Genomic DNA, 24,562 nt, shown 5'->3' on the forward strand with positions numbered 1-24,562 from the left:
GAAACCCCGTGGTAGCAGCGCGGACGACCAAACACATCTTCGTCACTGGAGGCGTCGCCTCCTCGCTGGGCAAGGGCCTGACGGCCTCCAGCCTCGGCAATCTCCTCACGGCTCGCGGGTTGCGCGTGGTCATGCAGAAGCTCGACCCGTACCTGAACGTGGACCCGGGGACGATGAACCCGTTCCAGCACGGTGAGGTCTTCGTCACCGAGGACGGGGCCGAGACCGACCTCGACGTCGGACACTACGAGCGCTTCCTGGACCGGGACCTGTCGGCCAAGGCCAACGTCACCACCGGCCAGATCTACTCGGCGGTGATCGCCAAGGAGCGGCGCGGCGAGTACCTCGGCGACACGGTGCAGGTCATCCCGCACATCACCAACGAGATCAAGTCCCGGATCCGGGCCATGGCCGAGCCTGACGGCCATGGCCGCACCCCTGACGTGGTGATCACCGAGGTGGGCGGCACGGTCGGCGACATCGAGTCGCTGCCGTTCCTGGAGGCGATCCGGCAGATCCGGCACGACATCGGCCGGGACAACATCTTCTACCTGCACGTCTCGTTGGTGCCGTACCTGGCGCCGTCGGGTGAGCTGAAGACCAAGCCGACCCAGCACTCGGTGGCGGCGCTGCGCAACATCGGCATCCAGCCCGACGCGCTGGTCTGCCGCAGCGACCGGGACATCCCGGCCAGCGTCAAGAGCAAGCTGGCGCTGTACTGCGACGTCGACGTCGAGGCCGTGGTGGCCGCCCCGGACGCGCCGAGCATCTACGACATCCCGAAGGTGCTGCACCGCGAGGGCCTGGACGCGTACGTGGTGCGCCGGCTGGGCCTGTCGTTCCGCGACGTCGACTGGACCTCGTGGGACGACCTGCTGGAGCGGGTGCACCACCCGGTGCACGAGGTCACCATCGCGCTGGTCGGCAAGTACATCGACCTGCCGGACGCGTACCTGTCGGTGTCGGAGGCGATCCGGGCGGCCGGGTTCGGCCACCGCGCCAAGGTGAAGCTGCAGTGGGTGCCCAGCGACGACTGCCAGACGCCCGAGGGCGCGGCCAAGGCGCTGGCGCACGTCGACGGCGTGGTCATCCCGGGCGGCTTCGGCGTGCGCGGCATCGAGGGCAAGATCGGCGCCGTCCGGTACGCCCGCGAGAACCGGATCCCGACCCTGGGCCTGTGCCTGGGCCTGCAGTGCATGGCCATCGAGGTGGCCCGGCACGTCGGGGGCATCGCCAAGGCCAGCTCGCTGGAGTTCGACGAGCGCACCCCGGACCCGCTGATCTCCACCATGGCCGACCAGCAGGACATCGTCGCCGGCAAGGGCGACCTCGGCGGCACCATGCGGCTGGGGGCGTACCCGGCGAAGCTGACGCCGGGTTCGATCGTGGCCGAGGTCTACGGCGGCACCGAGGTCAGCGAGCGGCACCGGCACCGGTACGAGGTCAACAACGCCTACCGTCCGGCGCTGGCCAAGGCGGGCCTGCAGATCTCCGGCACCTCGCCCGACGGGCGCCTGGTCGAGTTCGTGGAGCTGGCCCGGGAGCTGCACCCGTACTTCGTGGCCACGCAGGCGCATCCGGAGCTCAAGAGCCGGCCGACGCGCCCGCACCCGCTCTTCAGTGGACTCGTGGGTGCGGCCATCACCTATGCTCAGGCCGACCAGCTGCCGGGCGTCGCCGAGGCGGCCGAACCGGTGGCGGCACAGCGCTAAGCACCGCAACCACACACCACGCGGCGGTCGCGACCAGGGCTTTCCGGCCCGGTCGCGGCCGCCTCGTCTTTCGAGGGGGTACGGGTGTACGACGTCGTCGACAGCACCGACCGGTTCACCGGACGCGTCTTCCGGGTGCGTACCGACAGCGTGACCATGCCGGACGGCTCGGTGGCCCCGCGCGACGTGGTCAGCCACGTCGGCGCGGTCGTGGTGGCCGCCCTGGACGACCAGGACCGGGTGGTGCTGGTCCGCCAGTACCGGCACCCGGTCGGCCGCTACCTGTGGGAGCTGCCGGCCGGGCTGATGGACGTCTCCGGCGAGGACCTGGCCACCGCCGCGCTGCGCGAGCTGGCCGAGGAGGCCGACCTGACCGCCGGCAAGGTGGACCTGCTGCTCGACCTGCACACCTCACCCGGCTTCTCGAACGAGCTGGTGCGCGTGTTCCTGGCCCGGGAGCTGGCCGAGATCCCGGCGGCCGACCGGCACGTGCGCGGCGACGAGGAGGCCGACATGCAGACCGATCGGGTGCCGCTGGACGAGGCGCTGGCCATGGTCGCCGACGGCCGGATCACCAACGCGGCGGCCGTGGCGGGGCTGCTGGCCGCCGCCCGTGCCCGCGACACCGGCTTCACCGGGCTGCGGCCCGCCGACGCGCCGCTGCCGAGGTGAGTGACTTCCGTCATACCCGGTAAAAGGCATTTTTCCTTTTGGGCACTATCCTTGAGGACAGCTGCGGGCGGCGATCCCACCAGGGATGCGCAACACAGTGTCAGGCCGATGGTTGATCGCCTTGCACTCTGTCAGGGCTCCCGGCGCTCGCGCCGAGCCTAGACTGCCGCCGCAGGGGTGGACCGCCGGCAACGGCGCCGACGGCACTCCGGCAGCAGGTTTCGAGGAAGGTGCATCGTGAAGGTCGGTATCCCCCGCGAGGTCAAGAACCACGAGTACCGGGTGGCGATCACCCCGGCGGGCGTCCACGAGTTCGTCCGCAACGGGCACGACGTCGTCATCGAGACGGGTGCCGGGCTGGGCTCGTCGATCACTGACGCTGAGTACACCGCGGCGGGCGCCCGCATCCTCGACACCGCCGACGAGGTCTGGGAGCAGGCCGAGCTGGTGCTCAAGGTCAAGGAGCCCATCGCCGAGGAGTACCACCGCATGCGCGAGGGGCAGGTGCTCTTCACCTACCTGCACCTGGCCGCGTCCAAGGAGTGCACCGACGCGCTGATCACGCAGAAGGTCACCGGCATCGCGTACGAGACCGTCGAGACCGCCGACCGCGCGCTGCCGCTGCTGGCCCCGATGAGCGAGGTCGCCGGCCGGCTCGCCCCGCAGGTCGGCGCGTACCACCTGATGAAGTTCGCGGGCGGCCGCGGCGTGCTGCCCGGCGGCGTGCCCGGCGTGCGCCCCGCCAAGGCGGTCGTCATCGGCGCCGGCGTGTCCGGCCTCAACGCCGCCACCATCGCCCACGGCCTGGGCTTCGAGGTCACCGTCCTCGACAAGAACATCAAGAAGCTGCGCGAGGTCGACCAGCAGTTCGCCGGCCAGGTCCGCACCGTGATGTCGAACGCGTTCGAGCTGGAGAACGCGGTGCTGGAGGCCGACCTGGTCATCGGCGCCGTGCTGGTCCCGGGTGCCAAGGCCCCGACCCTGGTCAGCAACAACCTGGTGTCCCGGATGAAGCCCGGCAGCGTGCTCGTCGACATCTCGATCGACCAGGGAGGCTGCTTCGAGGACTCGCACGCCACCACGCACGCCAACCCGGTGTACAAGGTGCACGAGTCGATCTTCTACTGCGTGGCGAACATGCCCGGCGCGGTGCCCCACACCAGCACCTACGCCCTCACCAACGTCACCCTGCCGTACGCGGTGGAGCTGGCCAACCACGGCTGGCGCGAGGCGCTGCGGCGCGACCCGGCCCTGGCGCTCGGCCTGAACACGCACGCGGGCGAGATCGTCTACGGCCCGGTGGCCGAGGCGCACGGCCTCACCCCGGTCAGCCTCGACGACCTGCTCTGACCTGCACTTCTACGACGGCGGTGGCGACCTGCGCCACCGCCGTCACCATGTCGAGATCCTGTATGGCCGACACGCCGAGCCGTGCGGTACGCCGAAGCTCTCCGGTGACGTACAGTCGGACGACGACGACAACAAACGGCCGGTTGGGAAGCTGATGGCCCGACTCACGACGGCGCCTGAACCGGACGGTCGGAAGTCGTCGGGAAGGGCGTAACGGAGATGGCAGGCAACGGGCGCGCGGAGGCATGGACCTCGACGCTGCGAGCGGAACAGTCCGCTCTGGACCTCGGTGCTGACCTGGGTCCAGCGGATCCGTCTGCCTACACCGCGCGCAAGGAGATCCCCGAACCGATGCCGACGGACCGCCACGGCCCGTCCCGCATCATCGCGATGGCCAACCAGAAGGGTGGCGTCGGCAAGACCACGACCACCATCAACCTGGGCGCCGCCCTGGCCGAGTACGGCCGCAAGGTGCTGCTGGTCGACTTCGACCCGCAGGGCGCGCTGTCGGTCGGCCTCGGCGTCAACCCGCACAACCTCGACCTGTCGGTCTACAACCTGCTCATGCAGGACGACGTCACCGCCGAGGACGTCATCATCAAGACCGACGTCGCCGGGCTGCACCTGCTGCCCGCCAACATCGACCTGTCCGCGGCCGAGATCCAGCTGGTCAACGAGGTCGCCCGCGAGATGGCCCTGGCCCGGGTGCTCAAGTCGGTCCGCAAGGAGTACGACTACATCCTGATCGACTGCCAGCCCTCGCTCGGCCTGCTCGCCATCAACGCACTCACCGTCGCCCACGGCGTGCTCATCCCGCTGGAGTGCGAGTTCTTCAGCCTGCGCGGCGTGGCCCTGCTGCTGGATACCATCGACAAGGTGCGCGAGCGGCTCAACTTCGACCTCGAACTCGAAGGCATCCTCGCCACCATGTACGACAGCCGCACCACCCACTGCCGCCAGGTGCTGCAGCGGGTCGTCGAGGCGTTCGGCGACAAGGTGTACCAGACCGTGATCACCAAGACGGTCAAGTTCCCCGAGTCGACCGTCGCCGGTGCGCCCATCACCTCGCTGGACCCGGCCTCCTCCGGCGCCCGCAACTACCGCCAGCTCGCCCGCGAGGTCATCGCGGCCGAGGCGGCCCGGCGCTGAACGGCCCCGCCAAAACGGGCCGACCGGCCTGCGCGGTCTGATTGAGCTGCTGGGATACTGTCCGACGTGAGTGATCCTCTGGTGACGGCCGCCCCGGCGGCCGAGCAGTCCGCCGAACCGTCCGGTTCCGGGCGCTTCACCGTACGGCTCACCAACTTCGAAGGCCCGTTCGACCTGCTGCTGCAGCTCATCGGCAAGCACAAGCTCGATGTCACCGAGGTCGCGCTGCACCGGGTCACCGACGACTTCATCGCCCACATCCGCGCCATGGGCAAGGAATGGGACCTCGACGAGGCCAGCGAGTTCCTGGTCATCGCCGCCACCCTGCTCGACCTGAAGGCCGCCCGGCTGCTGCCCACCGCCCAGGTCGAGAACGAGGAGGACCTCGCCCTGCTCGAAGCCCGCGACCTGCTGTTCGCCCGGCTACTGCAGTACCGGGCGTTCAAGCAGGCCGCCGCGTTCATCGCCGACCTCGAAGTCAACGGCGCACGCCGCTGGCCACGCGCCGTGTCCCTCGAAGCGCAGTACGCCGAGGCCCTGCCCGACCTGGTGCTCGGCATCGGCCCCGACCGGCTGGCCAAACTCGCGCTCAAAGTCTTCACCCCGAGGGTCGCGCCGACCGTGTCGGTCGCGCACATCCACCAGATCCGCGTCAGCGTCCGCGAACACGCCGAGATCATCCGCAACCTCGTCTTCGAGCTCGGCAAGGTCACCTTCCGTGAACTCACCGCCGAGTGCGAGAACACGCTGGAGATCGTGGCCCGGTTCCTGGCGCTGCTGGAGCTGTACCGGGAAGGGCTGGTCTCCTTCGACCAGGAGATGGCGCTCGGAGAGCTGACCGTCAGCTGGATCGGCGGCGCGGCCGCGGACGTGGAACTGGCGGTCGAGGAGTACGACGGCGACGGCGACGCGCGCCAGGCCATGGCCGCCGCCGACGCGGAGGCCGCCTCGGCGGCCGTGGCGCAGGAGACCGAGCCGGAGGAAGAGCCCGGCGAGGGTGGGGGAGACGACGATGAGTGACCAGGAATCGCTGCAGCAGCAGGCCGCGGCGTGGGTACCCCCATGGGCCCGCCCCGCCCCGGAGAACACCGACGGACCAGCGGCCGCATCGGACGGCGACAGCGAGTCGGGCGTGTCGGACGGCGATGGGGCGTCGGGCGTGTCGGCTACGTCGGGCGGCGACGGGGCGTCGGCCACGTCGGCCACGTCGGCCGTGTCGGCCACGTCGGGCGGCGACGGCGTTTCGACCGTGGCGAGGGGTGGGGAACTGCTGGCGGCGGGCCATGATCACGGTTTGCGGTCAGAAGGTGGGCTCCAGGTCGACGGAGCGACCACAGAGGTCGATCTTCCGGTTGGAGCCGGGCGGGAGTCGGCGCTGGGGGCGGACGATGATCGCCGTTTCGTGTCGGAAGCTGCAACCGTGGTCGAGGTTTCGACCGTAGACGGTGATCATGCTGGCTCGGCGCAGGCGGAACAGCCGGGTGGCCCGGTCGAGGTGCCGGGCGGATCGGCGGGCGTTCGTGACGGCCGGGTGGACGTGCCCGGTGGTCTGGACGTGCCCGGTGGTCTGGACGTGCCCGGTGGTCTGGACGCGGCTGGTGGTCTGGACGCGGCTGGTGGTCTGGACGTGGCTGGTGGTCTGGACGCGGCTGGCGGTCCCGAAGACACGTCGGGCGGCGCAGTGGACCCGGCTGGTGATGATCTGGATCTGCGGTCGGAAACCGGCGTGGGCGCTGGTGGTGTGGCCGCAGGCGGTGATCTTCGCAGTGCGGTGACGGGCTGGGCGGGTCGGTCGGGGGACGACGCGGTTGCGGTTGCCGACGATGATCACGAGTTCGTGTCGGAAGCCGAGGCCGGATGCGAGGTTGTGACCGGAGACGACGATCTGGTCGAGCAGGGTGTCGGCGGTGCGGATGCCTTCGTTCCTCGGCAGCGCGGAGATGAGGGCGAAGCGCCGTCGCTCGAGCATGAACTTGAGCTGGTGGTGGACGCGGGGCAGCCGGTGGGGGCGGCGCTCGGCAATGGCGACCCTGCGCTCGGCGGCGGTGCGGATGCCGCCACGGTGGGCGGCGACGCCTCCGACGGCCGGTCGCCTGCTGCCGAGGCTGCGGTCGGGGGATCGAGCAGCGCTGACCTGTCCGGTGAACGCCAGGTCGCTGCCGAGGCCGTCGCCGGTCGGTCACCGAACCTCGAGTCCGCAGCCGCTGCACCTTCTGATTTCGCGGCCGCTGCCTTTGCAGACTCCGCCGACGGGGACAACGCTGGCGCGGATGCTGTGGCCGGGAATGCCGCCACTACTGATGCTGCTGATGGGGACCCTGCCTCGGGGAATGCTGACGGAGCCGCCGCCGCCGCGAATGCCGCTGAAACGGGTGCTGCTGAGCAGGGTGCTCGTGACGATGACGCTGCCGCCGCGAATGCCGCTGAAGCGGGCGCTGCTGAGCAGGGTGCTCGTGGCGATGATGCTGGTGGCGTTGCCGGTGATGACGAAGTCGCCGGGATCGAGACGGTGGACAGCGCGGCGTTTGATGCGGTCGTCTTCGGTGGGGATCCGAGCGGCGGGTCGCCGTCTGGTGCTACTGCCGGGGCTGAGAGTGGCGTAGCGGATCAGGTCGGTGTGGCGGCGCAGTTGGGGGTTGCGCCGCCCGGGCTGTCGCCGCTGGATCTGGTGCCGGCTCTTGAGGCGATCATGCTGGTCGTGGATGAGCCGGTGAGCGAGCTGACGCTGGCGCAGGTGCTGGACACGCCCGCCGAGGAGATCGCCGCGACGCTGATCGAGCTGTCTGCTGCGTACACGCGGCAGAACCGAGGTTTTGATCTTCGCCGCGCGGCTGGGGGCTGGCGGCTCTACACGCGCGCCGACTACGCGCCGTATGTCGAGCGGTTCGTGCTCGACGGGCAGCAGCTGCGGCTGACGCAGGCGTCGCTGGAGACGCTGGCGGTGATCGCGTACAAGCAGCCGGTCACCCGTTCGCGGATCTCGGCCATCCGCGGTGTGAACTGCGACGGTGTCGTCCGTACCCTGGTCACCCGAGGGATGATCGAAGAGTGCGGCACCGAGCCCGAGTCCGGCGCGTTCCTCTACCGCACCACCACCCTGTTCCTGGAGAAGCTCGGGCTCGACTCGGTCGAGCAGCTTCCGCCACTGGCACCGTTCCTGCCTGACAACGTTGAGGAGATCGCCGATGAGCAGCGCTGACACCGAGGGCCTGGATCGCCTGCAGAAGGTGATGGCCGCCGCCGGTGTCGGGTCGCGGCGGGCCAGCGAGGAGCTGATCGCCGCACGGCGCGTCACCGTGAACGGCAAGGTCGCCAAGCTCGGCGACAAGGCCGATCCGATCAACGACATCATCCATGTCGACGGGCAGCGCATCGTCACCGACAACCGCCTGGTGTACCTGGCCATGAACAAGCCCCGCGGCGTCCTGTCGACGATGGCTGACGACAAGGGGCGCGAGGCGGTCGCGGACTACCTCGGCAACCTCACGACGCGCGTGTACCACGTGGGGCGCCTCGACGCCGACAGTGAAGGGCTGCTGCTGCTCACCAACGACGGAGGGCTGGCGCACAAGCTCATGCACCCGTCGTACGAGGTGCCGAAGACGTACCTGGTGGAGTTGGTGGGGCCGCTGCCGCGGGCGGTCGGTCGGGACCTGCTGGCCGGAGTCGAGCTGTCGGACGGGCCCGCGCGGCTCGACGGGTTCAAGCTGGTGCAGGCGATCGACAAGCTGGCGCTGGTCGAGGTGACACTGCACGAAGGACGCAACCGGATCGTACGGCGGATGTTCGACGCGGTCGGGTTCCCGGTGCAGCGGCTCGTGCGTACGGCGATCGGGCCGATCAAGCTGGGTGACCTGCGGGCGGGCCGCCATCGTCGGCTCAATGCCGGGGAGACGGCGGCCCTGTTCAAGCTCGTCGACCGGAAGCGTGGGGCTTCATCTGCGGCGGCTGGCGAGGATGACGGCGCCGGCGATGAGGGCTACGAGGATTAGTAGACCGGCCAGACCGGCCAGCAGGATGCCGAGGTTCAGCGGTTCGTCCGCTGGGGCCTCGGCATTCTTGCTTGGTGCGGTGGACGGGGCGGTGCTCGGAGCCGCGGAAGGGGTGAGCGGGGGGACGTCGGCGGTGAGGGCGGCGACGAGGTTGATGACGCCGTAGCCGTACTGGTCGTCCCGCCCCTTGGGCCCCTTGTCCGTGGCGGTGGCCGTCAGGCGGTGGATGACTTCGGTGGCGGGCATGTTGGGATACTTGGATCGGACAAGCGCCACGGCGCCTGCGACGATCGCAGTGGCATTGGAAGTGCCGGTGCCATAGGAGTAACGGCCGTCTTTATAAGTGCTGGAGATATCAACTCCCGGTGCGGAGACCACAACCTTTGGAGATACGACAGATCTAGGCGAGTGTCTGCCGGCCCGGTCGACGCTGCCAACGGCCACAACACCGGGGAGTGCAGCGGGGTAGGTCGCGGCTACGTCTGGAGGTGAGTTTCCGATGGCAGCGACCACAACGATGTCCGCTGCCATGGCTTCCTGAATGGCGCGGTCGACCTCGGGGGTGTAAACGGTGGCCAGCGAGATCGAGATGACTGTGGCACCATGGTCAGCGGCCCATCGAATGCCCTCCTCGATTCGGCCTCCAGCGCCGATGCCGTTCCCCAGGCCGGTGGCTCGCACTGAGATGATCTTCGCGGCTGGAGCGATTCCGTTCACCCTGCCGGAAGCGGCGATCAAACCTGCCATGGCCGTACCGTGACCTACCAGGTCGGTGCGGCCATCGTCAGAGCCCAGGCCGGTGAGGTCCAGGCCGTCACTGACGGCGGCATCGAGATCGCCGTGATGAGCAACGCCGGTGTCGATGACTGCGACAACGACACCCGCTCCGCGTGATGTTTTCTGAGCCTGTGCGGTGTGAAGGAATCCGTGGAACCACTGGCCGTCTGACGTTTGATCTGCCGCCGCCGCGATCTGGCCGACCGCAAGATTGGCCGCGATGACGGAAGTGGCAAGCGCAACCCTGAAAGGTATGTGCTTCGAGCGGCTCACTGATCGTCTGCTCCTCGTCTAATGATTACCGTAGGTGCAGGGCCGGAATCACCGTCCATCCGCCACGGCATCGCCAACTCCGTGTACCAGTCTTTGAAAGCAGCCTCATGCTCCGGGTCTGGTTCGAGCCCTGGCCTCGATTCAGAGTTGATAACAGGCGGGACGCCCTGTGCAACTGGCCAGGTCGTGTCCGGTGAGCGACGGTAGGTCGATCCGCCACCGTTGCGCTGCGCCATGGGGGACCCGCCTCCAACTGGCATGGGCATCATCGTGCCGCCCGAGCCGGTCCGCGAAAAGCTGCTGCTCGATCCACTGGCTGCTGACTGACCAGCCATCGGAACCACAAATCCTCTTTGCCCAACTCCGGGACCGGGGAGCACATAGGCTCCTCCGCCTGGAAGGTATGCGCTTCCTGGCGGAATCGGCAACATGGAGACAGGTTGTCCCGGAATAGCCGGTACGGGAGTCGGGATTCCTTCCAATTCGGGCTCGGGGCCTAAGACCGGAGAGCGGCCCGGCACGGGCGGAACGGTCAATGACCGGGGAAGCGTGGGTCGCCCCGGCCCCTTTTGCGTGCCAGGTGGAGGCTCGTCGCGACTGGCGTCGAGTTCGCTTCGGAAAAGTTCCTGTGCGGGGGGCGGCGGCGCAATTCTGGAGCGGTACTCGTTTACCGCGCCGTCTGCCTTTCCCATGATTACCTGTGCTTGGTCGTTGAGGTGGCTTGTGGTCGAGTTCCAGAAAGGGCCAGGACGCGGATTTCGGCTCGACCCGAGCGAGAACCATCTCCGCGCCAATGGTTCGATTTGCTTCTTCGCCTCTGTAAGAGTCCGCATGATGCCGTCGAGCGCTCGAGCTGTAGTGGCCGCTGCGGTGGCATCCTCAACCATGGCTTTTATTTGATAGTCAATGACAGCGACGAGGGCGACCGATCCTGGATTCGACGACGGAGGCCACGCTTGAAGTACGGCCTCACGTTGCATCATCAGACGTTTGGCATGCTCGTCCAGGAGTTGACTGAGTCGTTCGAAGCCTTTGACCTGGTCCCATGTATGAGCAGCTTCTTGATCGTGGTCGTTCAGGCTGTCCCAGATCCTGGGTACGTCATACGCCGACCAGTCGGTGCACCAGGTGTCGCCGGGCCGATGCACGGTTGTGTCTCCGGGAGTCTTGCTCTCGGTCATGCGACGTCCCCATGTTGATGCTCATCGACATCGAACTGTCGTGTTGGTGCTGCGGCGGCCATAGCGTCTGAGATGATTCGTTGGAGGGCATCAACCTTGGCGACCGAAAGTTCATCAGCGTGCGCGTAGCTCGCCAAGATGTGGTCTATGGCTGCGGTCAGCGCCTTTGCGCCGGCGAGGTGCTGTACCCCATTGGCATAGTGTTGCCCGATGGCGTTCGCCAACTGGTAGCGCGCCGCGTAGGCGAAGCCGCTGGGAGATCTCAGCCCGAATCGAACTTCCTGATGCAGTAGGACATTGCACCGATCGAGTCCGGGTGCCAGGTCGCCAGCCTGGCGCCGCGCCTCGGCCCCGACTTCGCGCAACCCCGCCAAGTCCACCCTGACCTGCCGTGTCGTTGGTATGTCAGACATCGTCGCCTCCCCCTGCGAACGTTCTGTACTTCTCGCTGCCCCTGGCCATCGGGCAGAGTAACGGATCGGCCACCCTCAGTACAGCCATGCTGCTGTTCATCGCGTCTCGTATGAATCCACAGTGGATCCGATCTCCATGATGGCCCGCTTCCCCTGCTCCACCAGCGACGCCACCTCCCTCCCCAGCACTGCCGCATCCCGAGCCGAGAACATGGCCACCCCGAGACACCACCAGTCCGTCCCCGGCGTACGCGTCAGATCCACCACCACCCCCTCCCCGCCCACCGCCGTCAACACATCCCCGAACATCACGTCCTGCACAACCCCCAGCTCCCCATAAGGCAGCATCCCCATCCGCCCCCGCAACGTCTCCAGCGCCGCCGGTGTCATCACATGCCGGAACCGCAGCAGCCACCGCCGCGGCTGCGGCTCGGTCGCACTGTCCGCGATCGGCACGTCCGGCCGTACCCCCATGTCTGCCAGCTCCAGTCCGAAGTGCTCGCACACCACGATCACGGCCTGGATCAGCTCCTGCAGGTGCTGCCGTACCGTCTCGTCGTCGACCAGTGGCGGCTCGGCGGCACTGACCCGCAGCCGGTCGACCCATAGGTCCACCGCCCAGCGCCCGTCGGCGGTACCCCGCAACAGCTCAAGCCGCCCCCGGCAGTCCGCGACGGGCAGCTCACGCGAGGCGAGCAGTTCGACGCTGCCGTCCTGCGGGTCCGCGACCGGACGCAGCGACAGGGGCCGGCACAGTTCGGCCAGCGTCTGGGCGGTGAGGGTGCCGCGCAGGTGCACGGTGACCGCTCGCAGCCTGGCCAGCATCTCGGCTGGTCCACACGGCGGGAACGAGGTCTGGATGGTCACTGGTTGCTCCCGGGGAGGTCGGCGCGCAGGCGGTCGGCGATCGCGGTCAGGGTGTCGTCGGTCGGGGTGTCCCGGGTGAACACGGCGTGATGCAGCGCGGCCGTGGCCTGCGGCGTCCGGCACAGCCGCAGCAGGACGTCGGGCTGGTCGGTCAGCGCCCGTCGCAGTGTCGGGGAGTCGAGCAGCAGGTCGACCGCGTCGTCGTTTTCGCTCACGGCGCGTACGAGCGCGTCTGGGTCGACCGCGGCGTCGGCACCCGCGGTCTGGAGCCGTCGCACCGCGGCCGCGAACTCGGGCAGTGTCAGCGCGGCGGCGCGGCGTCCGGCGCGTTCGGAGGCACCGGGCCCGGGGGCAAGGTCGACGACCCAGTCGGTGTCGCGGAAGTGCGACGACTGCTCTGGCGACTTGTCCGGGGGTCCGGCCGAGACGAACACGGCGGGGGCCACCTCGCGGCCTGTCTCCAGTTCCCAGACGCGGGCCCAGCGGTAGAGCTCCGGGAAGGCCAGCTCGACGCTCGACTTGTTCAGGAAGTTGTACTTGTCGTTGCTGAGCGGGGAGTCGGGGAAGAACAGGCGGCGGATCTGCGCGGTTCGAGCCGCCATGGCATCGCTGGACAACTGCAGGTCGTAGTCGCTGGGGTCCTTGTCGAGTCCGAGCCGGTACATGGAGTCGAACGGCCGTCGCATCGGCCGCTGGCGGGCGGCGAACCAGGACCGCAGCCTCCCGGGGAGGTACGAATACCTTGATTTGACGTAGTCAGGGTCGCTCTCGTGCGGCATGGCCTTGTGGGGGCCGGAGAAGAACTCTGCCGACGAGCCTTTCAACCGGGCGTCGACCTGGTCGGTGGTGACTCCGCGAGCGGCGAGAGCTTCGGCCAGGGTGGCGGCGAACCGGCGGAACTGGGTCTCGGTCATGCCCAGCGGGGCGATGCGGGCGGCCCAGCGGACCACCGCGTCGGGGACGACACGCAGGTGGTCGGCCTCGTCCGGGTGTACGCGGTAGCCCGAGCCGTCGCCGGGCAGCAGGTGCCCGGCCTGTGCCCAGGTGGCGGTCAGCTCCGGGGCGGGTTCCCCTGCCACTGGAAGAACCACCGGATCGTGTCCTCGTCCGGCAGCAGCTCCCCGTCCGTGAAGCCCGGCGTCGCCGCTTCGGCCTGCGCCCGGTCGATCGGCAGCCGCCGCTCCCGGTACGCCTCGTCCCGCATGATCCGCCGCGCTCCCGCCGGGTCGTAGTCCCAGCCCCGGTTCCGGTGGCTCCACAGCATGGCGTGGTAGCGGTACTCCTGGCCCGGTTCCGTCGTCTCCACCATGATGTTGATCGGCGGCTCGCCCGCCGTCCAGCCCTGCGCCGTGCGATAGAGCGCGTAGTAGTACAGCTCGCGCTGGGTGTCCATCGGTCCCCTTCATCAGGTCTGCGCTGGTGAGGCCGAACTCCGCGACGACGTCGGGGAAGCCGCGGCCGTGGTAATCCAACCACGCTTGGTAGTCGGCCCAGTCTGCTCGGTTCTCGGTGATCCAGCCGGCCAGGCCGGTGCGCTGCGGTGCGGGCCAGCCCGCGGGCGTACTCGCCAGGGTCGCGTCGAGGCCGAGTTCACGGTTGACCGCCATGATCTGCAGCAGCGCGTGTACGCGCCGGGCCGGGCGCTCGTCGTCGCGCCGCAGCACCTCGTGCAGGCTCTCGGTGCGCCGGTCGGCCTCCAGCGCGGCGGCGGTGGTGAACCGCAGCTGGAACCGCTGGCCCTGCGGGGTGCGCAGAGTCGCCTCGACGCCGTACCGGGGGTTGCCGTCGGCCCACAGGTTGCGGATCGGTCCGTCCTGGCCGTAGCCGCGTTCGAGCATCGCGGCCAGCGACGACTCGACGCCGTCGGGGTAGCCGGCGCCGCCGGGCAGTTCGACGGTCAGGCGCAGCACCCGGTCGCCGTGGTCGGCGACGAAGGCGTCGAGGTCCTGGTGGAATCGGTCGTTCTGGTCGAGGAAGGTGGCGGCCAGGGTCTCGTACGACATGACGTGCGGCTGCCCGGCGGTGGCGAGCCCGAGCCCGCGCAGGTCCGCCTCGACCACCGGCGCCGCCTGCTCGGCGCCCCGGATCAGGTTGCGCAGTGCCGCCTGGACGCGCTGCCCGAGCGGGCGCCGCTGCGACGGTGGCGGTGGCAGCAGCATCGGTTCGTGGCTGGTGCCGTAGAGCTGGGTCGGCAGCAGGCTGCGCTGCTGGGCGGCCTGGAACAGGGCGAGCTCGCCCCAGGTGCGCGGCGGCACCCCGCGCGGGTGGACGACTTCGCCGGTGCTGCCGCCGACGGCCAGGCTGCCGTCGGGGCGCCGTCGGATGTCGACGGTCGGGGCGAGCGCGGCGAGCTGCTTGGCGGTGAATTCGTGCGGCCAGTCCGACAGCCGCTCCGAGGGCCCGTGTACCGCGACCGGCACCCGGTCCAGCCCGGCCCGCCGGGCGGCGCGCAGCCGCTCGTTGTCCAGCGCGGCGAGGCTGCCGTCGCCCCAGCGTACGGCGTGGATGGGTAGGCCGGACCAGCGGTCGAGCGCGTACCCGGTCTCCAGCGCGACCGAGGTCTGATTGTTCACCTTCACCGCTGCCGCGCGCTGGGTGTAGTTGAGTTCGGTCGGCGGCAGCAGCACCGTCTGCGGCAGTGCCGCGGCGATGCGCGCGCGGTCCTGGCTGAGCTCCTTCGGGTCGAGGTTGAGATCGCGCGCGGTGGCGCTGCCGACGTCGAGCCCCGCGAACCTGCCGCCCGCCGGGTCGCCGAACATGGCATCGGCCAGCACCGGTCCCGCCTGCGTGGACGCACTGCCGGATGAGAGCCGGGATGGCCGAACGGGGCGTGCGCGTCCGCTGCGGCAGTCGCCGGGTCCATGCTGCTCTGCCGCAGCTCCGGCAGGCTGGCATCGGCGCCGACCGTGCCGACCGTGCCGACCGTGCCGACCGTGCCGACCGAACCGACCGGGGCGGCCGGAGCCGGATCCACCGCCATGGCGGAGGAGGCGATGGCCTGCTCACCGACCGCGCCGACCGCATGTGGCGCGCCACTGGGCGGCGGGCTCTGGCTCGTGCCGCCCACGGAAGCCACAGCGTGATCGGTGTGTTCCGGAGCAGTCCCCAAGGCGGCTTCCCGCGGCTCCGGTTCCGGCTGCTGCTGCTGAGGCTCTGGCGGTCCGGCGGCGGGCGGGAGGCCGGAGTCGGCCGGCCGCGGCTCTCCGGTCACCCCGGAGGCGTCGAACGCCGTTGCCGCGGCGGCGGAGAGGCCGCCCGGGTGGAGGTCGGCGAGCTCGACACCGTCGAGGTCCGGTAGGTGCGCGGCGGCCAGGTGGTGGTTGGCCAGGTGCTGGGTGTTGCCGGTGACGGCGCCGGTGGTGGCCGAGGTCGCGGCCATACCGAGGGATTGGAGGCTGACGCCCTGGCCGCTGGCCAGGCCGACGGCGCTCTCGGCCAGGATCTCGCCGCCCGCCCCGCGCAGCGAGTGCTCGGCGTAGCTGCCGAGCAGTCCTGCGCCGTGGCGGCGGCCCAGGGAGGCGAGGCCGCCGACGGCGCCGCCCAGTGCGCCGTACCCGGCGGAGGTCAGCAGGTCGGAGCCGTCGAGGCCGCTGCGGTTGCCGGATTGAACCTGGTAGAGCTGGGTGCCCAGCGAGGTGACGGACTCCTGGACCGCCTCCTCGACGGCCTCCTCGCCCATCTCCAGCGCGACCTTGGACCGGACGCGCTGGGCGATGCGGTCGCGGACGGCGTGTTTGAGCCGGTCGGTGAGGCCCTTGCGGGCGCCGCGCTCGACGAGCCGTTTGGCGGCGGCCTTCAGCGCCTGGTGGATCGCGAAGCGGGTGCCCAGCATCGCCGGGCCCGCGCCGGCCATCGACGCCCCGAGGGTCACCGTGGCGGTCGCGGCCAGTGTGATCAGTTCGATGAGCAGCAGGCCGAGTTCGACGTAGAACTCGATCTTCACGCCCTCGACGTCGTTGGCGCCCGCGTCGAGCAGGGTGCCGAACTCGCCGAGCAGGTCGGTGACGGCACCGATCGCGGCCTGGTCGCCGCCGCGCCCGAGCTGCGCCCACAGGTCGCGGATGGCGGTGGCGACCTCGCCGTCGGCACCGCCGTTGGCGGCGATCGCGGCCAGCGCCGCGTCGTCGGCGTCGTCGAGCAGCGGCCCCATGGCCTGCCCGGCGGCGTGCCAGCCGTCGGCCAGCTCGCGCATGGCGGACTCGTCGCCTTCGGGCCAGTCGACCCCGACGACCCATTCCAGCGCGGTGTGCGCCCAATCAGGCGTATCGAAGAATGTGAGTGGATGTGGAATCGGAGACGCTAACGCGGGCATCGATGTCAGTCCCTCCCCAGGAGCCCCTGGCGTGACCGTAATCGACTCCGGTGCCGCGCGTCACGAACTCGTTCGCGCCTGTGGATAACCCGCCGGGGAGGGACTGGAACGTCAGCCGAGCAGCGCGTCGACGACCGTGGTCGCGTTGTCCTCGTGCTTGGCGTACGCGTCGGGGAAGGCGGAGATCTGCACCGACTGGGCCGCCACCGTCAGCGGCAGGTTCTGCCAGCCGTCGACGGTGACCAGCACGGCGTAGAACGCGCCGGCCGAGTACGACGGCGTCATGATCTCCTGGACGGTGCCCCAGCTGCCGCTGGCCCGCTGCTGGAACAGGCCGACCGAGTCGTGGTCGGCGCCGGTGCCCTGGTGCGGGTAGTCCAGCGACTCGGGGACCGCGTAGCTGGCCAGGTTGTACAGCGCGCTCTCCTGCATGGCGGTGGCCACCGCGATCACCATGGCCCGCTTCGGCAGGCCCATGTTCTGCGCCTTCTTGACGATCGCCGCGGCGTTGTCCATCTGCAGTTGGTCCAGGCCCGCGACCGGCCTGACCACGCGCTTGGTCGGCTTGGGCTTCGGCGTCGGCTTGGGGGAGGGCTTGCTGGCGGCCGTCGGCTTCGGCGTCGCCGACCTGCTCGGTTTGGGCTTGGGCTTGGGCGAGGGGCTGAGCGTCGGGGAGGCGCTGGGGCTGGGCGAGGCGCTCGGCGACGGGGACCTGCTCGGCGCGGGTCCGGCCAGGTTGGGCGAGCGGCGCAGCAGCGACCGGCTGCCGTTGTCGTCGGTGGTGGCGACCCGCTCCACGGTCAGCGTCGGTGCGGGCTGCGCCGCCGCGTCCGGGTCGGTGCTGCCGCCGTTGGCGCCACTGAGCAGCGCGAACGTGCCCACGCCGACCAGTGCGGCGGTGGTGAGCAGCGGTGCCACGGCGCGCTGCAGCGCGGTGGGGGTCGCCCGGTGGGCGGGCTCGTATCCGCCGTGACGGCCGCGCCGGGCCGGGGCTACGGCGCCGGAGGTGCGCGGACGGACGAGGGCGGTCGGCTGGAGCGCTGCGGGGGCGGTGGCGCGCCGGAACGACGCCTGTTCGCCAAAGGGCAGCTCACGGGGGTCACGCGGGGGCATGCCGGGAATAGTAGAGACGCAAAACCGCAGGTCAAAAGGGTTGTGCTCAGTTTTCTTCCAGCTCCGCCCCGATTTAGGGCGAATTACGGTGAGTTGTGCTGAGAAACTTTGCCCGCCTGGACGAATGTTGGGATCAGGTAAGGCTTTCCGGCCGACCCTGCCGGGGCGAGCGCGGGCTCGGTACAGTGCCGCGCGTGACCGAGCGCCCAACGCGGCCGCTGCCGCCCGCGGTCGACCCGTGGGCCGGGCAGGACGACACCGCCATCAACTACGTCGGCATGGTGGGCCTGCCGCCCCGGCCCGAGCCCACCGGCGTACTGCCGCAGCCCCAGGTGGTGTACGTCGAGCGGCCGCGTCGCCGCCGCTGGCCGTGGGTGCTGGGCGTGCTCGCCGTGCTCAGCCTCGCCGCCTGCGCCCTGGTCGCGGTGGTGACCGAGCCGATCCGGGCGCAGTTCCCCGTGCACGCCGAGATCCACGGTCGCATCGCCGGGTTCGTGGTCGACCCCGACCCCGAGGTCCGCGCCCAGGCTGCCAAGATCGTGGCGCGGATCAAGGCGGAGCAGGGCGCCGACGGCGCGTTCGCGGCGAAGCTGAACGATCCCGCCGACGCCGGGCGGCCCGTGGTCGTGTTCGGGGCGACCCGGCTGGTCTGGGATCCGGCCGCGGAGATGAAGAAGGCGATCGGCGGGCTGGGCGACGGCCGGGTCACCGACGTGCGGTCGTACCAGCTGAAAGCGCGCGACGCGCAGCTGCGCTGCGGCGACACCCGTGACGACCAGGGCACCGCGGTGGTGGTGTGCGCGTGGTTCGACCACGGCAGCGTCGGGGTCGGGCTCTTCTACGGCGGGCGTACGAAGGACGCCAGCGCCGCCGCACTCCGCGAGATCCGGGCGGCGATCCTCGTCAAGGATTGACGACAGTCGCGGTTCTGGCTGGTCGGCGAGTTATCCACAGGCTCCGAACGGGCGGGGCCGCAGATGTCTACCATCAGCCGGGTGAACGAGACCCTGCACGCCGACGCGCTCGCCCTGCTGACCGGATGGCAGCCGCCCGCCGACGCGCACACCGACTGGCGCCGCACCCTCGACCTGCTCGAACTGGGACCGCAGGTGATGGCCAAGCCGCATCCCGAGGGCCATGTGACCGCCAGTGCGGTGATCGTGTCGCACGACCGCAGCCGGGTGCTGCTGTGCCTGCACGGCAAGCACGACATCTGGTGCCAGGTCGGCGGCCACTGCGAGCCCGGCGACCACACGATGGCCGGGGCCGCGCTGCGGGAGGCGACCGAGGAGTCCGGGATCGCCGGACTGACCGTCGACCCGGTGCCGGTCGACGTCGACGTGCACGAGGTGCCGTGCGGCGGCCGAGCCAACCGCCACCACGACGTGATCTTCCTGGTGTACGCGCCGCCGCACGCCGAGGCGCAGGTCAGCGAGGAGTCGCACGAGCTGGGCTGGTTCGACCCGGCCGCCCTGCCCGCGCCGCTGGGCACCGACACCGACCGGGTCGTCGCCAACGCGCTGCGCCGGCTGGGCTGAGCCGTGCTGATCGAGCACGAACCGTGGCCGCGCGACGCCGAGGAGGCCGAACGCGTCCAGCTGTCGCTGCGGGCGCGGGTTGTTGCCGAGGGGGAGGTCACCGGGGCGCGGACCGTGGCGGGGCTGGACGTGTCGTACGACCCGGACTCCGCGCGCGTCGTGGCGGCCGCGGTCGTGCTCGCCCTGCCCGACCTGAGCGTGTTGGAGGCGGTGACCGTCCCCGGCGAGGCGACCTTCCCGTACATGACCGGCCTGCTCGCCTTCCGTGAGCTGCCGACGCTGGTCGAGGCGCTGCGACGGCTCACGGTCACCCCGGACGTGCTGGTCTGCGACGGGTACGGCATCGCCCACCCGCGCCGCTTCGGCCTGGCCTGCCACGTCGGAATCCTGACCGGCCTGCCGACCTTCGGGGTGGCCAAGACGCCGCCGCCGCTGGCCCGCCCCGACGGGACCGCGAGCGCCTCCGCCGCCCCCGGCCCGGCGCGCGGGGACTGGTCGCCGCTGGTCGAGGACGGGCAGGTGCTGGGGCGGGCGCTGCGTACCCGGGCAGGCGTCAAACCGGTCTTCGTCTCCGTCGGCCACCGCGTCGGCATCGACGCCGCCACCGACCTCACCCTGGCCCTGTGCCGCGGTTTCCGGCTGCCGGAGACCACCCGCCAGGCCGACCACCTGTCCCGACGAGTGCTGGGAGGCGCGTATGCCACCGACCGACCGTGACGCCAACGCCGCGCTGCGGGCCCGTTTCGACGAGGTCCACGCGCGCTACACCCACCTGCGCGACAACGTCGCCGAACTCAAGCGCCGCCTGGACGGGCTGGAGGTGACGGCGAAGTCGCCCGACGGCACCGTCACCGTGGCCGTCGGCGCCCGGGGCCAGCTCACCAAGCTGCGCCTGCACGACAGGGCGTACGCGCACCGCCCGGAGCGGCTCGCCGACCTGATCACCGAGACGACTCGCAAGGCCGAGACCGCCGCGGGTGCGGCGGTGCTGCGGCTGACCGCGCAGGTGGTGCCCGCCGAGGCGGGCGTGGCCGAGCTGCTGCGCGGCGGCGACCTGGGCGGGCTGCTGCGCCGCCATGACGAGGCCCTCGGCTGGCGCCCGGCAGGCGACGATGGACGGGGGTGAGCTGCGGCTCGACCTCGACGCGGCGGTGCGGGCCGGCAGTGACCTGCACGACGCCGCCGAGCGGATGACCCGCCTGCGTGAAGGCGCCGGGGAGCTGCTCGCGACGGGCGGCGCCGCCTCGCCGTGGGGACGCGACGCGCTCGGCAAGGCGTTCGCCGCCAACTACGACCCGTACGCCGAACCGGTCCTGCGCCTGTGGCACGACGCGGCGCGGCGGGCCGCGCTGATGGGTGAGCAGATCGTCGCGGCGGCCCGGCGCGCGGCCGCGGTCGACGAGGCGGGTGCGCGGCGCCTGGACCGGACGGGCGGATTGTGAGGCCGGTCACCGGCGGGGATCGCGGCACCTGCTGGTGGTGTTGTGAAATGCGGGGCAAGTGCGCAGGCGGGGACGGGTGGGACGTGTTCTGCGCCGCGTCCGCCCCCGGCTGCCTGCTCACCCTCCGGACGGACCGGGCAGAATGGGAGCATCAAACCTAGGGGCGGAGGATAGGTCGTGGCTGAGCTGCGCTGTGTGGTGGCGGTGGACGGTCCGTCGGGCTCGGGCAAGTCGACGGTGTCGCGTCGGCTGGCGCAGCGGCTGGACGCCCGCTACCTGGACACCGGCGCCATGTACCGCGCCGCCACCTGGGCGGTGCTGCAGGCCGGGGTCGACCTGGCCGACGCCGACGGCATCGCCAAGGTCGTCATCGACCTCGAACTGCTGATCACCACCGACCCCGCGCACCCCTCGATCAGCGCCAACGGCGAGAACGTCGACGCGCCGATCCGCGGGCCCGAGGTCACCGCCGCCGTGTCGGCGGTGTCGGCCGTGCCGTTCGTGCGGCAGGTCCTGGTCGCCCGCCAGCGCGCGCTCATCGAGGAGTCGGCCCGGATCGTGGTCGAAGGCCGCGACATCGGCAACGTGGTCGCCCCCGACGCCGACCTGAAGGTCTTCCTGACCGCCTCCTCGGCCGAGCGCGCCCGCCGTCGCAGCAGCGAGAACGCCACCGATCACGCCGCGACCGAGGCCGACCTGGCCCGCCGTGATCACCTGGACTCCACCCGCAAGGTCGACCCGTTGCAGCAGGCCGCCGACGCGGTCGTGCTCGACTCGACCGAGCTGGGCATCGATGAGGTCGTCAGCGAGCTGCACCGGCTGCTGACGACAAGGAAGGCAGCATGAGCGAGCGTAGCGAGCGAATCATGGGCGCAGGGCGGCTTGTGCCTCATGCCGTTTCCGCGCGGAGCGGGGAAACGGCATGAGCAACTCTGAGTGGACCGAGCTGGCCGTCGTCGAGACGGCGGAGCCGGAGGAGGCGGCCGGTCCGGTCGCTCCGCAGCCGGTCCTGGCGGTGGTCGGCCGCCCCAACGTGGGCAAGTCCACCCTCGTCAACCGCATCATCGGCCGCCGCCAGGCGGTCGTCGAGGACATCCCCGGCGTGACCCGCGACCGCGTCGCGTACGACGCGCAGTGGGCCGGTCGCCGGTTCACCGTGGTCGACACCGGGGGCTGGGAGCCCGACGCCAAGGACCGCGCCGCGGCCATCGCCGCGCAGGCCGAGGCGGCTGTCGCCATGGCCGACGTGGTGCTGTTCGTGGTCGACTCGACCGTGGGCGCCACCGACGTCGACGAGAAGGCCGTACGGATGCTGCGCCGCAGCTCCAAGCCGGTGCTGCTGGTCGCCAACAAGGCCGACAACAACGCCATGGAGCACGAGGCGCACGCGCTGTGGGGCCTGGGTCTCGGCCAGCCGTGGGCGGTGTCGGCGCTGCACGGCCGCGGCTCCGGTGACCTGCTCGACGCGGTGCTGGAGGCGTTCCCGAAGGAGGCTCCGCGCGAGACGTTCCTCGCCGGGCCGCGCGGCCCTCGCCGGGTGGCGCTGGTCGGCCGCCCCAACGTGGGCAAGTCCAGCCTGCTCAACCGGCTGGCCAACGAGGAGCGCTCGGTCGTCGACGCCGTCGCCGGCACCACCGTCGACCCGGTCGACTCGCTGGTCGTCATCGGCGGCGAGACCTGGCAGTTCGTCGACACCGCCGGGCTGCGCAAGCGCGTGGGCAAGGCCAGCGGCACGGAGTACTTCGCGTCGCTGCGTACCGCGGCGGCGATCGAGGCTTCCGAGGTCACCGTGGTGCTGCTCGACTCCAGTGAGGTCATCAGCGAGCAGGACCAGCGCCTGCTGTCGATGGTGACCGAGGCCGGCCGCGGCGTGGTGCTCGCCTTCAACAAGTGGGACCTCGTCGACGCCGACCGGCGGCACTACCTGGACAAGGAGATCGAGCGGGAGCTCAAGCGCATCCCGTGGGCGCTGCGCGTCAACATCTCCGCCAAGACCGGCCGGGCCGTCGAGAAGATCGCTCCGGCGCTGCGTACCGCGCTGACCAGCTGGGAGAAGCGCATCCCGACCGGCCAGCTCAACCAGTGGCTGACCGCGCTGGTGCAGGCGACCCCGCACCCGGTGCGCGGCGGCCGCGCCCCGCGCATCCTGTTCGCCACCCAGCCCGGCATCGCCCCGCCGAAGTTCGTCCTGTTCACGACGGCTCCGCTGGACCCCGGCTACATCCGCTTCGTCGAGCGCAAGCTCCGCGAGGAGTTCGGCTTCGACGGCAGCCCCATCGACATCTCCGTCAAGCCTCGTAAAGAGAAGGGCCCCGGCGGCCGCGGCAAGACCCACGGCTGACCGCCACCAGCACCTTCCAGGGCCGGCCCCGCACCCGCGGGACCGGCCCTTTCGCGTCGGCGGGGGCGGTCAGAGGGGGATGGCGGGGTAGCCGTGGTGGGTGATGGCGGCGGCTACGTCGGCGGGGGTGGTGGCGGGGGAGAGGTCTACCTCGGTACGGGCGGCGGTGTGGCTGGTGCGGGTGGCCAGGACGCCGGGGAGCCGGGATACGGCCTGGTCGATGAGGTCGGCGCAGTTCTCGCAGTGGATGCCGGAGACGGCGAAGGCGTGCTTGCCCATGTGGCTCCTCGGTTGGCGTCGGCGGGGGATTCGAGGGGATAACGGCGATTTGCGGGCAGGGGTGACCGAGGCGAGCCTATTTTAGGCGTTGCTTATATAAGGTGCGACGTATATTGTCGGTACGTGCACGCGTTCGACATTCTCGGCGACCCCGTCCGGCGTCGGATCCTCGAACTGCTCGCCTCCGGTGAGCGGTCCGCGGGCGAACTCGCCGCCGTGGTGGGGTCCGAGTTCGGGATCTCGCAACCCGCCGTCTCCCAGCACCTGAAGGTGCTGCGGGACAACGGCTTCGCGACGGTACGTGCCGAGGGCACGCGCCGCCTCTACGCCGTCGACGCCGAACCGCTCCGGCAGGTCGACGAGTGGCTCGATCCCTACCGGCGCTTCTGGACGCAGCGCCTGGACGCCCTGGCCACCGAGCTGGCCCGGGGCAGACGAGAGCGGCGCGACGCCGACCCGACCACCAACGGCAAGGAGCACCCATGAGCACGACCGAGCACGCCAGGACCGACATCGAGCTGTACCGTCGCGAGATCGCCGCGGGCGAGGCCCGCTGCGCGGTGTTCCGCCGGGTGTACGACGCCGACATCGAGGACGTGTGGGACGCCTGCACCGACCCTGAGCGGCTGGCCCGGTGGTACGCCCCGGTCCAGGGCGACCTGCGGCCCGGCGGCGAATTCACCCAGGGCGACTTCGGACCCGGCCGGGTGGTGCGCTGCGAGGCGCCGCGGCTGCTGACCGTCGCGCTGGGCGGCGGCGACCCGGCCCCCGACGAGATCGAGCTGCGCCTGTCGCAGGGCCCGGACGGCACCACGATCCTGGAGTTCGAGCACGCCACGACGCTGACCGAGCACAGCATCGGCGGGCAGCTGTTCGACGCGGTGTACTGCATGGGCGGCGGGTACGGCCCGCGCCTGGTCACGCTGGACCGCTACCTGGCCGGGGTGCTCGGCGAGGTGGACGCTACCCAGCTGCACCTGCGCGAAGACCTGCGCCCCGCCATCGAACACGCCATGTCCACCCTGGCCGGCCTGATCGAAAAGGACAAGAACCGCTGACCGGGGCAGGCGCGTTCGAGTGTGCGGTTTCGGGGAAACTGCGGCAATGGGCGCCCGGATTCGTGCAGTTTCCCCGAAACTGCACGCCACCCA

Annotated in this window: 21 protein-coding genes and 1 pseudogene; 16 read left to right on the forward strand and 6 right to left on the reverse strand. The window is 70.7% G+C overall.

The genetic code is table 11. From position 1 onward, the window contains the following. The first annotated feature begins 8 nt into the window (after positions 1 to 8). From QEZ54_RS30230 to QEZ54_RS30260, 7 genes and pseudogenes are all read left to right on the forward strand, one after another. A complete protein-coding gene (locus tag QEZ54_RS30230; RefSeq protein ID WP_281308145.1) occupies positions 9 to 1,712 on the forward strand; it encodes a CTP synthase in 1,704 nt (567 codons plus the stop codon). An 84-nt stretch (positions 1,713 to 1,796) separates the two neighbouring features. Next, complete coding sequence (locus QEZ54_RS30235; protein ID WP_281308146.1) at positions 1,797 to 2,384, forward strand: NUDIX hydrolase; 588 nt, start codon at positions 1,797 to 1,799, stop codon at positions 2,382 to 2,384. A 237-nt stretch (positions 2,385 to 2,621) separates the two neighbouring features. Continuing rightward, complete coding sequence (gene ald / locus QEZ54_RS30240; protein ID WP_281308147.1) at positions 2,622 to 3,734, forward strand: alanine dehydrogenase; 1,113 nt, start codon at positions 2,622 to 2,624, stop codon at positions 3,732 to 3,734. A gap of 219 nt (positions 3,735 to 3,953) precedes the next feature. After that, complete coding sequence (locus QEZ54_RS30245; protein ID WP_212831028.1) at positions 3,954 to 4,883, forward strand: AAA family ATPase; 930 nt, start codon at positions 3,954 to 3,956, stop codon at positions 4,881 to 4,883. Positions 4,884 to 4,961: 78 nt separating this feature from the next. Next, positions 4,962 to 5,903 carry a segregation/condensation protein A gene (locus QEZ54_RS30250; RefSeq protein WP_281308219.1) on the forward strand — a complete coding sequence of 314 codons (942 nt, stop codon included), beginning with the start codon at positions 4,962 to 4,964 and terminating at the stop codon, positions 5,901 to 5,903. A 1,522-nt stretch (positions 5,904 to 7,425) separates the two neighbouring features. Continuing rightward, positions 7,426 to 8,082, forward strand: a pseudogene (scpB, locus tag QEZ54_RS30255) (SMC-Scp complex subunit ScpB); the annotation flags it as partial. Next, positions 8,069 to 8,875, forward strand: a complete 807-nt coding sequence (locus QEZ54_RS30260) for a pseudouridine synthase (RefSeq protein WP_281308148.1) — start codon at positions 8,069 to 8,071, stop codon at positions 8,873 to 8,875. The pseudogene scpB and the gene QEZ54_RS30260, both read left to right, overlap by 14 nt. On the opposite strand, the gene QEZ54_RS30265 is transcribed toward QEZ54_RS30260, so the two are convergent. The 5 genes from QEZ54_RS30265 to QEZ54_RS30285 all read right to left on the reverse strand — a co-directional run bounded on the left by QEZ54_RS30265 (position 8,819) and on the right by QEZ54_RS30285 (position 17,811). Further along, on the reverse strand, positions 8,819 to 9,925 hold the full coding sequence (locus tag QEZ54_RS30265) for a S8 family serine peptidase (RefSeq protein ID WP_281308149.1): 1,107 nt from the start codon (positions 9,923 to 9,925) through the stop codon (positions 8,819 to 8,821). The genes QEZ54_RS30260 and QEZ54_RS30265 overlap by 57 nt on opposite strands. A 1,177-nt stretch (positions 9,926 to 11,102) precedes the next feature. Further along, entirely contained in the window at positions 11,103 to 11,519 is a 417-nt protein-coding gene (locus tag QEZ54_RS30270) for a hypothetical protein (RefSeq protein ID WP_281308150.1), read from the reverse strand. A gap of 96 nt (positions 11,520 to 11,615) precedes the next feature. Further along, positions 11,616 to 12,386 carry a hypothetical protein gene (locus QEZ54_RS30275; RefSeq protein WP_281308151.1) on the reverse strand — a complete coding sequence of 257 codons (771 nt, stop codon included), beginning with the start codon at positions 12,384 to 12,386 and terminating at the stop codon, positions 11,616 to 11,618. Further along, positions 12,383 to 15,160 (reverse strand): hypothetical protein, encoded by a 2,778-nt coding sequence (locus tag QEZ54_RS30280; RefSeq protein ID WP_281308152.1) that lies wholly within the window; start codon positions 15,158 to 15,160, stop codon positions 12,383 to 12,385. The genes QEZ54_RS30275 and QEZ54_RS30280 overlap by 4 nt, the downstream gene beginning before the upstream one ends. A gap of 1,649 nt (positions 15,161 to 16,809) precedes the next feature. Beyond that, complete coding sequence (locus tag QEZ54_RS30285) at positions 16,810 to 17,811, reverse strand: hypothetical protein (RefSeq protein WP_281308153.1); 1,002 nt, start codon at positions 17,809 to 17,811, stop codon at positions 16,810 to 16,812. Between the two features lie 194 nt (positions 17,812 to 18,005). Here QEZ54_RS30285 and QEZ54_RS30290 point away from each other — a divergent pair, with 194 nt between their 5' ends. From QEZ54_RS30290 to der, 7 genes are all read left to right on the forward strand, one after another. Continuing rightward, positions 18,006 to 18,725: a hypothetical protein gene (locus tag QEZ54_RS30290; protein ID WP_281308154.1), complete on the forward strand. Its 720-nt coding sequence runs from the start codon at positions 18,006 to 18,008 to the stop codon at positions 18,723 to 18,725. An 81-nt stretch (positions 18,726 to 18,806) separates the two neighbouring features. Beyond that, entirely contained in the window at positions 18,807 to 19,349 is a 543-nt protein-coding gene (locus tag QEZ54_RS30295; RefSeq protein ID WP_281308155.1) for an NUDIX domain-containing protein, read from the forward strand. Positions 19,350 to 19,415: 66 nt separating this feature from the next. Next, positions 19,416 to 20,066, forward strand: coding sequence for an endonuclease V (locus tag QEZ54_RS30300; protein ID WP_281308220.1), 651 nt, complete (start codon positions 19,416 to 19,418; stop codon positions 20,064 to 20,066). Continuing rightward, positions 20,047 to 20,475 (forward strand): YbaB/EbfC family nucleoid-associated protein, encoded by a 429-nt coding sequence (locus QEZ54_RS30305; RefSeq protein ID WP_281308156.1) that lies wholly within the window; start codon positions 20,047 to 20,049, stop codon positions 20,473 to 20,475. The genes QEZ54_RS30300 and QEZ54_RS30305 overlap by 20 nt, the downstream gene beginning before the upstream one ends. Beyond that, entirely contained in the window at positions 20,462 to 20,791 is a 330-nt protein-coding gene (locus QEZ54_RS30310) for a hypothetical protein (protein WP_281308157.1), read from the forward strand. Before QEZ54_RS30305 ends, QEZ54_RS30310 begins: the two co-directional genes overlap by 14 nt. Before the next feature lie 177 nt (positions 20,792 to 20,968). Further along, positions 20,969 to 21,637: a (d)CMP kinase gene (cmk, locus tag QEZ54_RS30315; RefSeq protein ID WP_281308158.1), complete on the forward strand. Its 669-nt coding sequence runs from the start codon at positions 20,969 to 20,971 to the stop codon at positions 21,635 to 21,637. 76 nt (positions 21,638 to 21,713) lie between these two features. Further along, positions 21,714 to 23,132 carry a ribosome biogenesis GTPase Der gene (der, locus tag QEZ54_RS30320; protein WP_281308159.1) on the forward strand — a complete coding sequence of 473 codons (1,419 nt, stop codon included), beginning with the start codon at positions 21,714 to 21,716 and terminating at the stop codon, positions 23,130 to 23,132. Between the two features lie 69 nt (positions 23,133 to 23,201). On the opposite strand, the gene QEZ54_RS30325 is transcribed toward der, so the two are convergent. Beyond that, positions 23,202 to 23,411, reverse strand: coding sequence for a heavy metal-associated domain-containing protein (locus QEZ54_RS30325; RefSeq protein WP_281308160.1), 210 nt, complete (start codon positions 23,409 to 23,411; stop codon positions 23,202 to 23,204). 123 nt (positions 23,412 to 23,534) lie between these two features. Between QEZ54_RS30325 and QEZ54_RS30330 the strand changes: the two genes are divergently transcribed. Together QEZ54_RS30330 and QEZ54_RS30335 are read left to right on the forward strand one after the other, a co-directional pair. Then, positions 23,535 to 23,897, forward strand: a complete 363-nt coding sequence (locus QEZ54_RS30330; RefSeq protein ID WP_281308161.1) for a metalloregulator ArsR/SmtB family transcription factor — start codon at positions 23,535 to 23,537, stop codon at positions 23,895 to 23,897. Next, positions 23,894 to 24,469 (forward strand): SRPBCC domain-containing protein, encoded by a 576-nt coding sequence (locus tag QEZ54_RS30335; RefSeq protein WP_281308162.1) that lies wholly within the window; start codon positions 23,894 to 23,896, stop codon positions 24,467 to 24,469. The genes QEZ54_RS30330 and QEZ54_RS30335 overlap by 4 nt, the downstream gene beginning before the upstream one ends. Positions 24,470 to 24,562 lie beyond the last annotated feature (93 nt).

The organism is Catellatospora sp. KI3, assembly GCF_029948125.1.
GTDB lineage: Bacteria > Actinomycetota > Actinomycetes > Mycobacteriales > Micromonosporaceae > Catellatospora.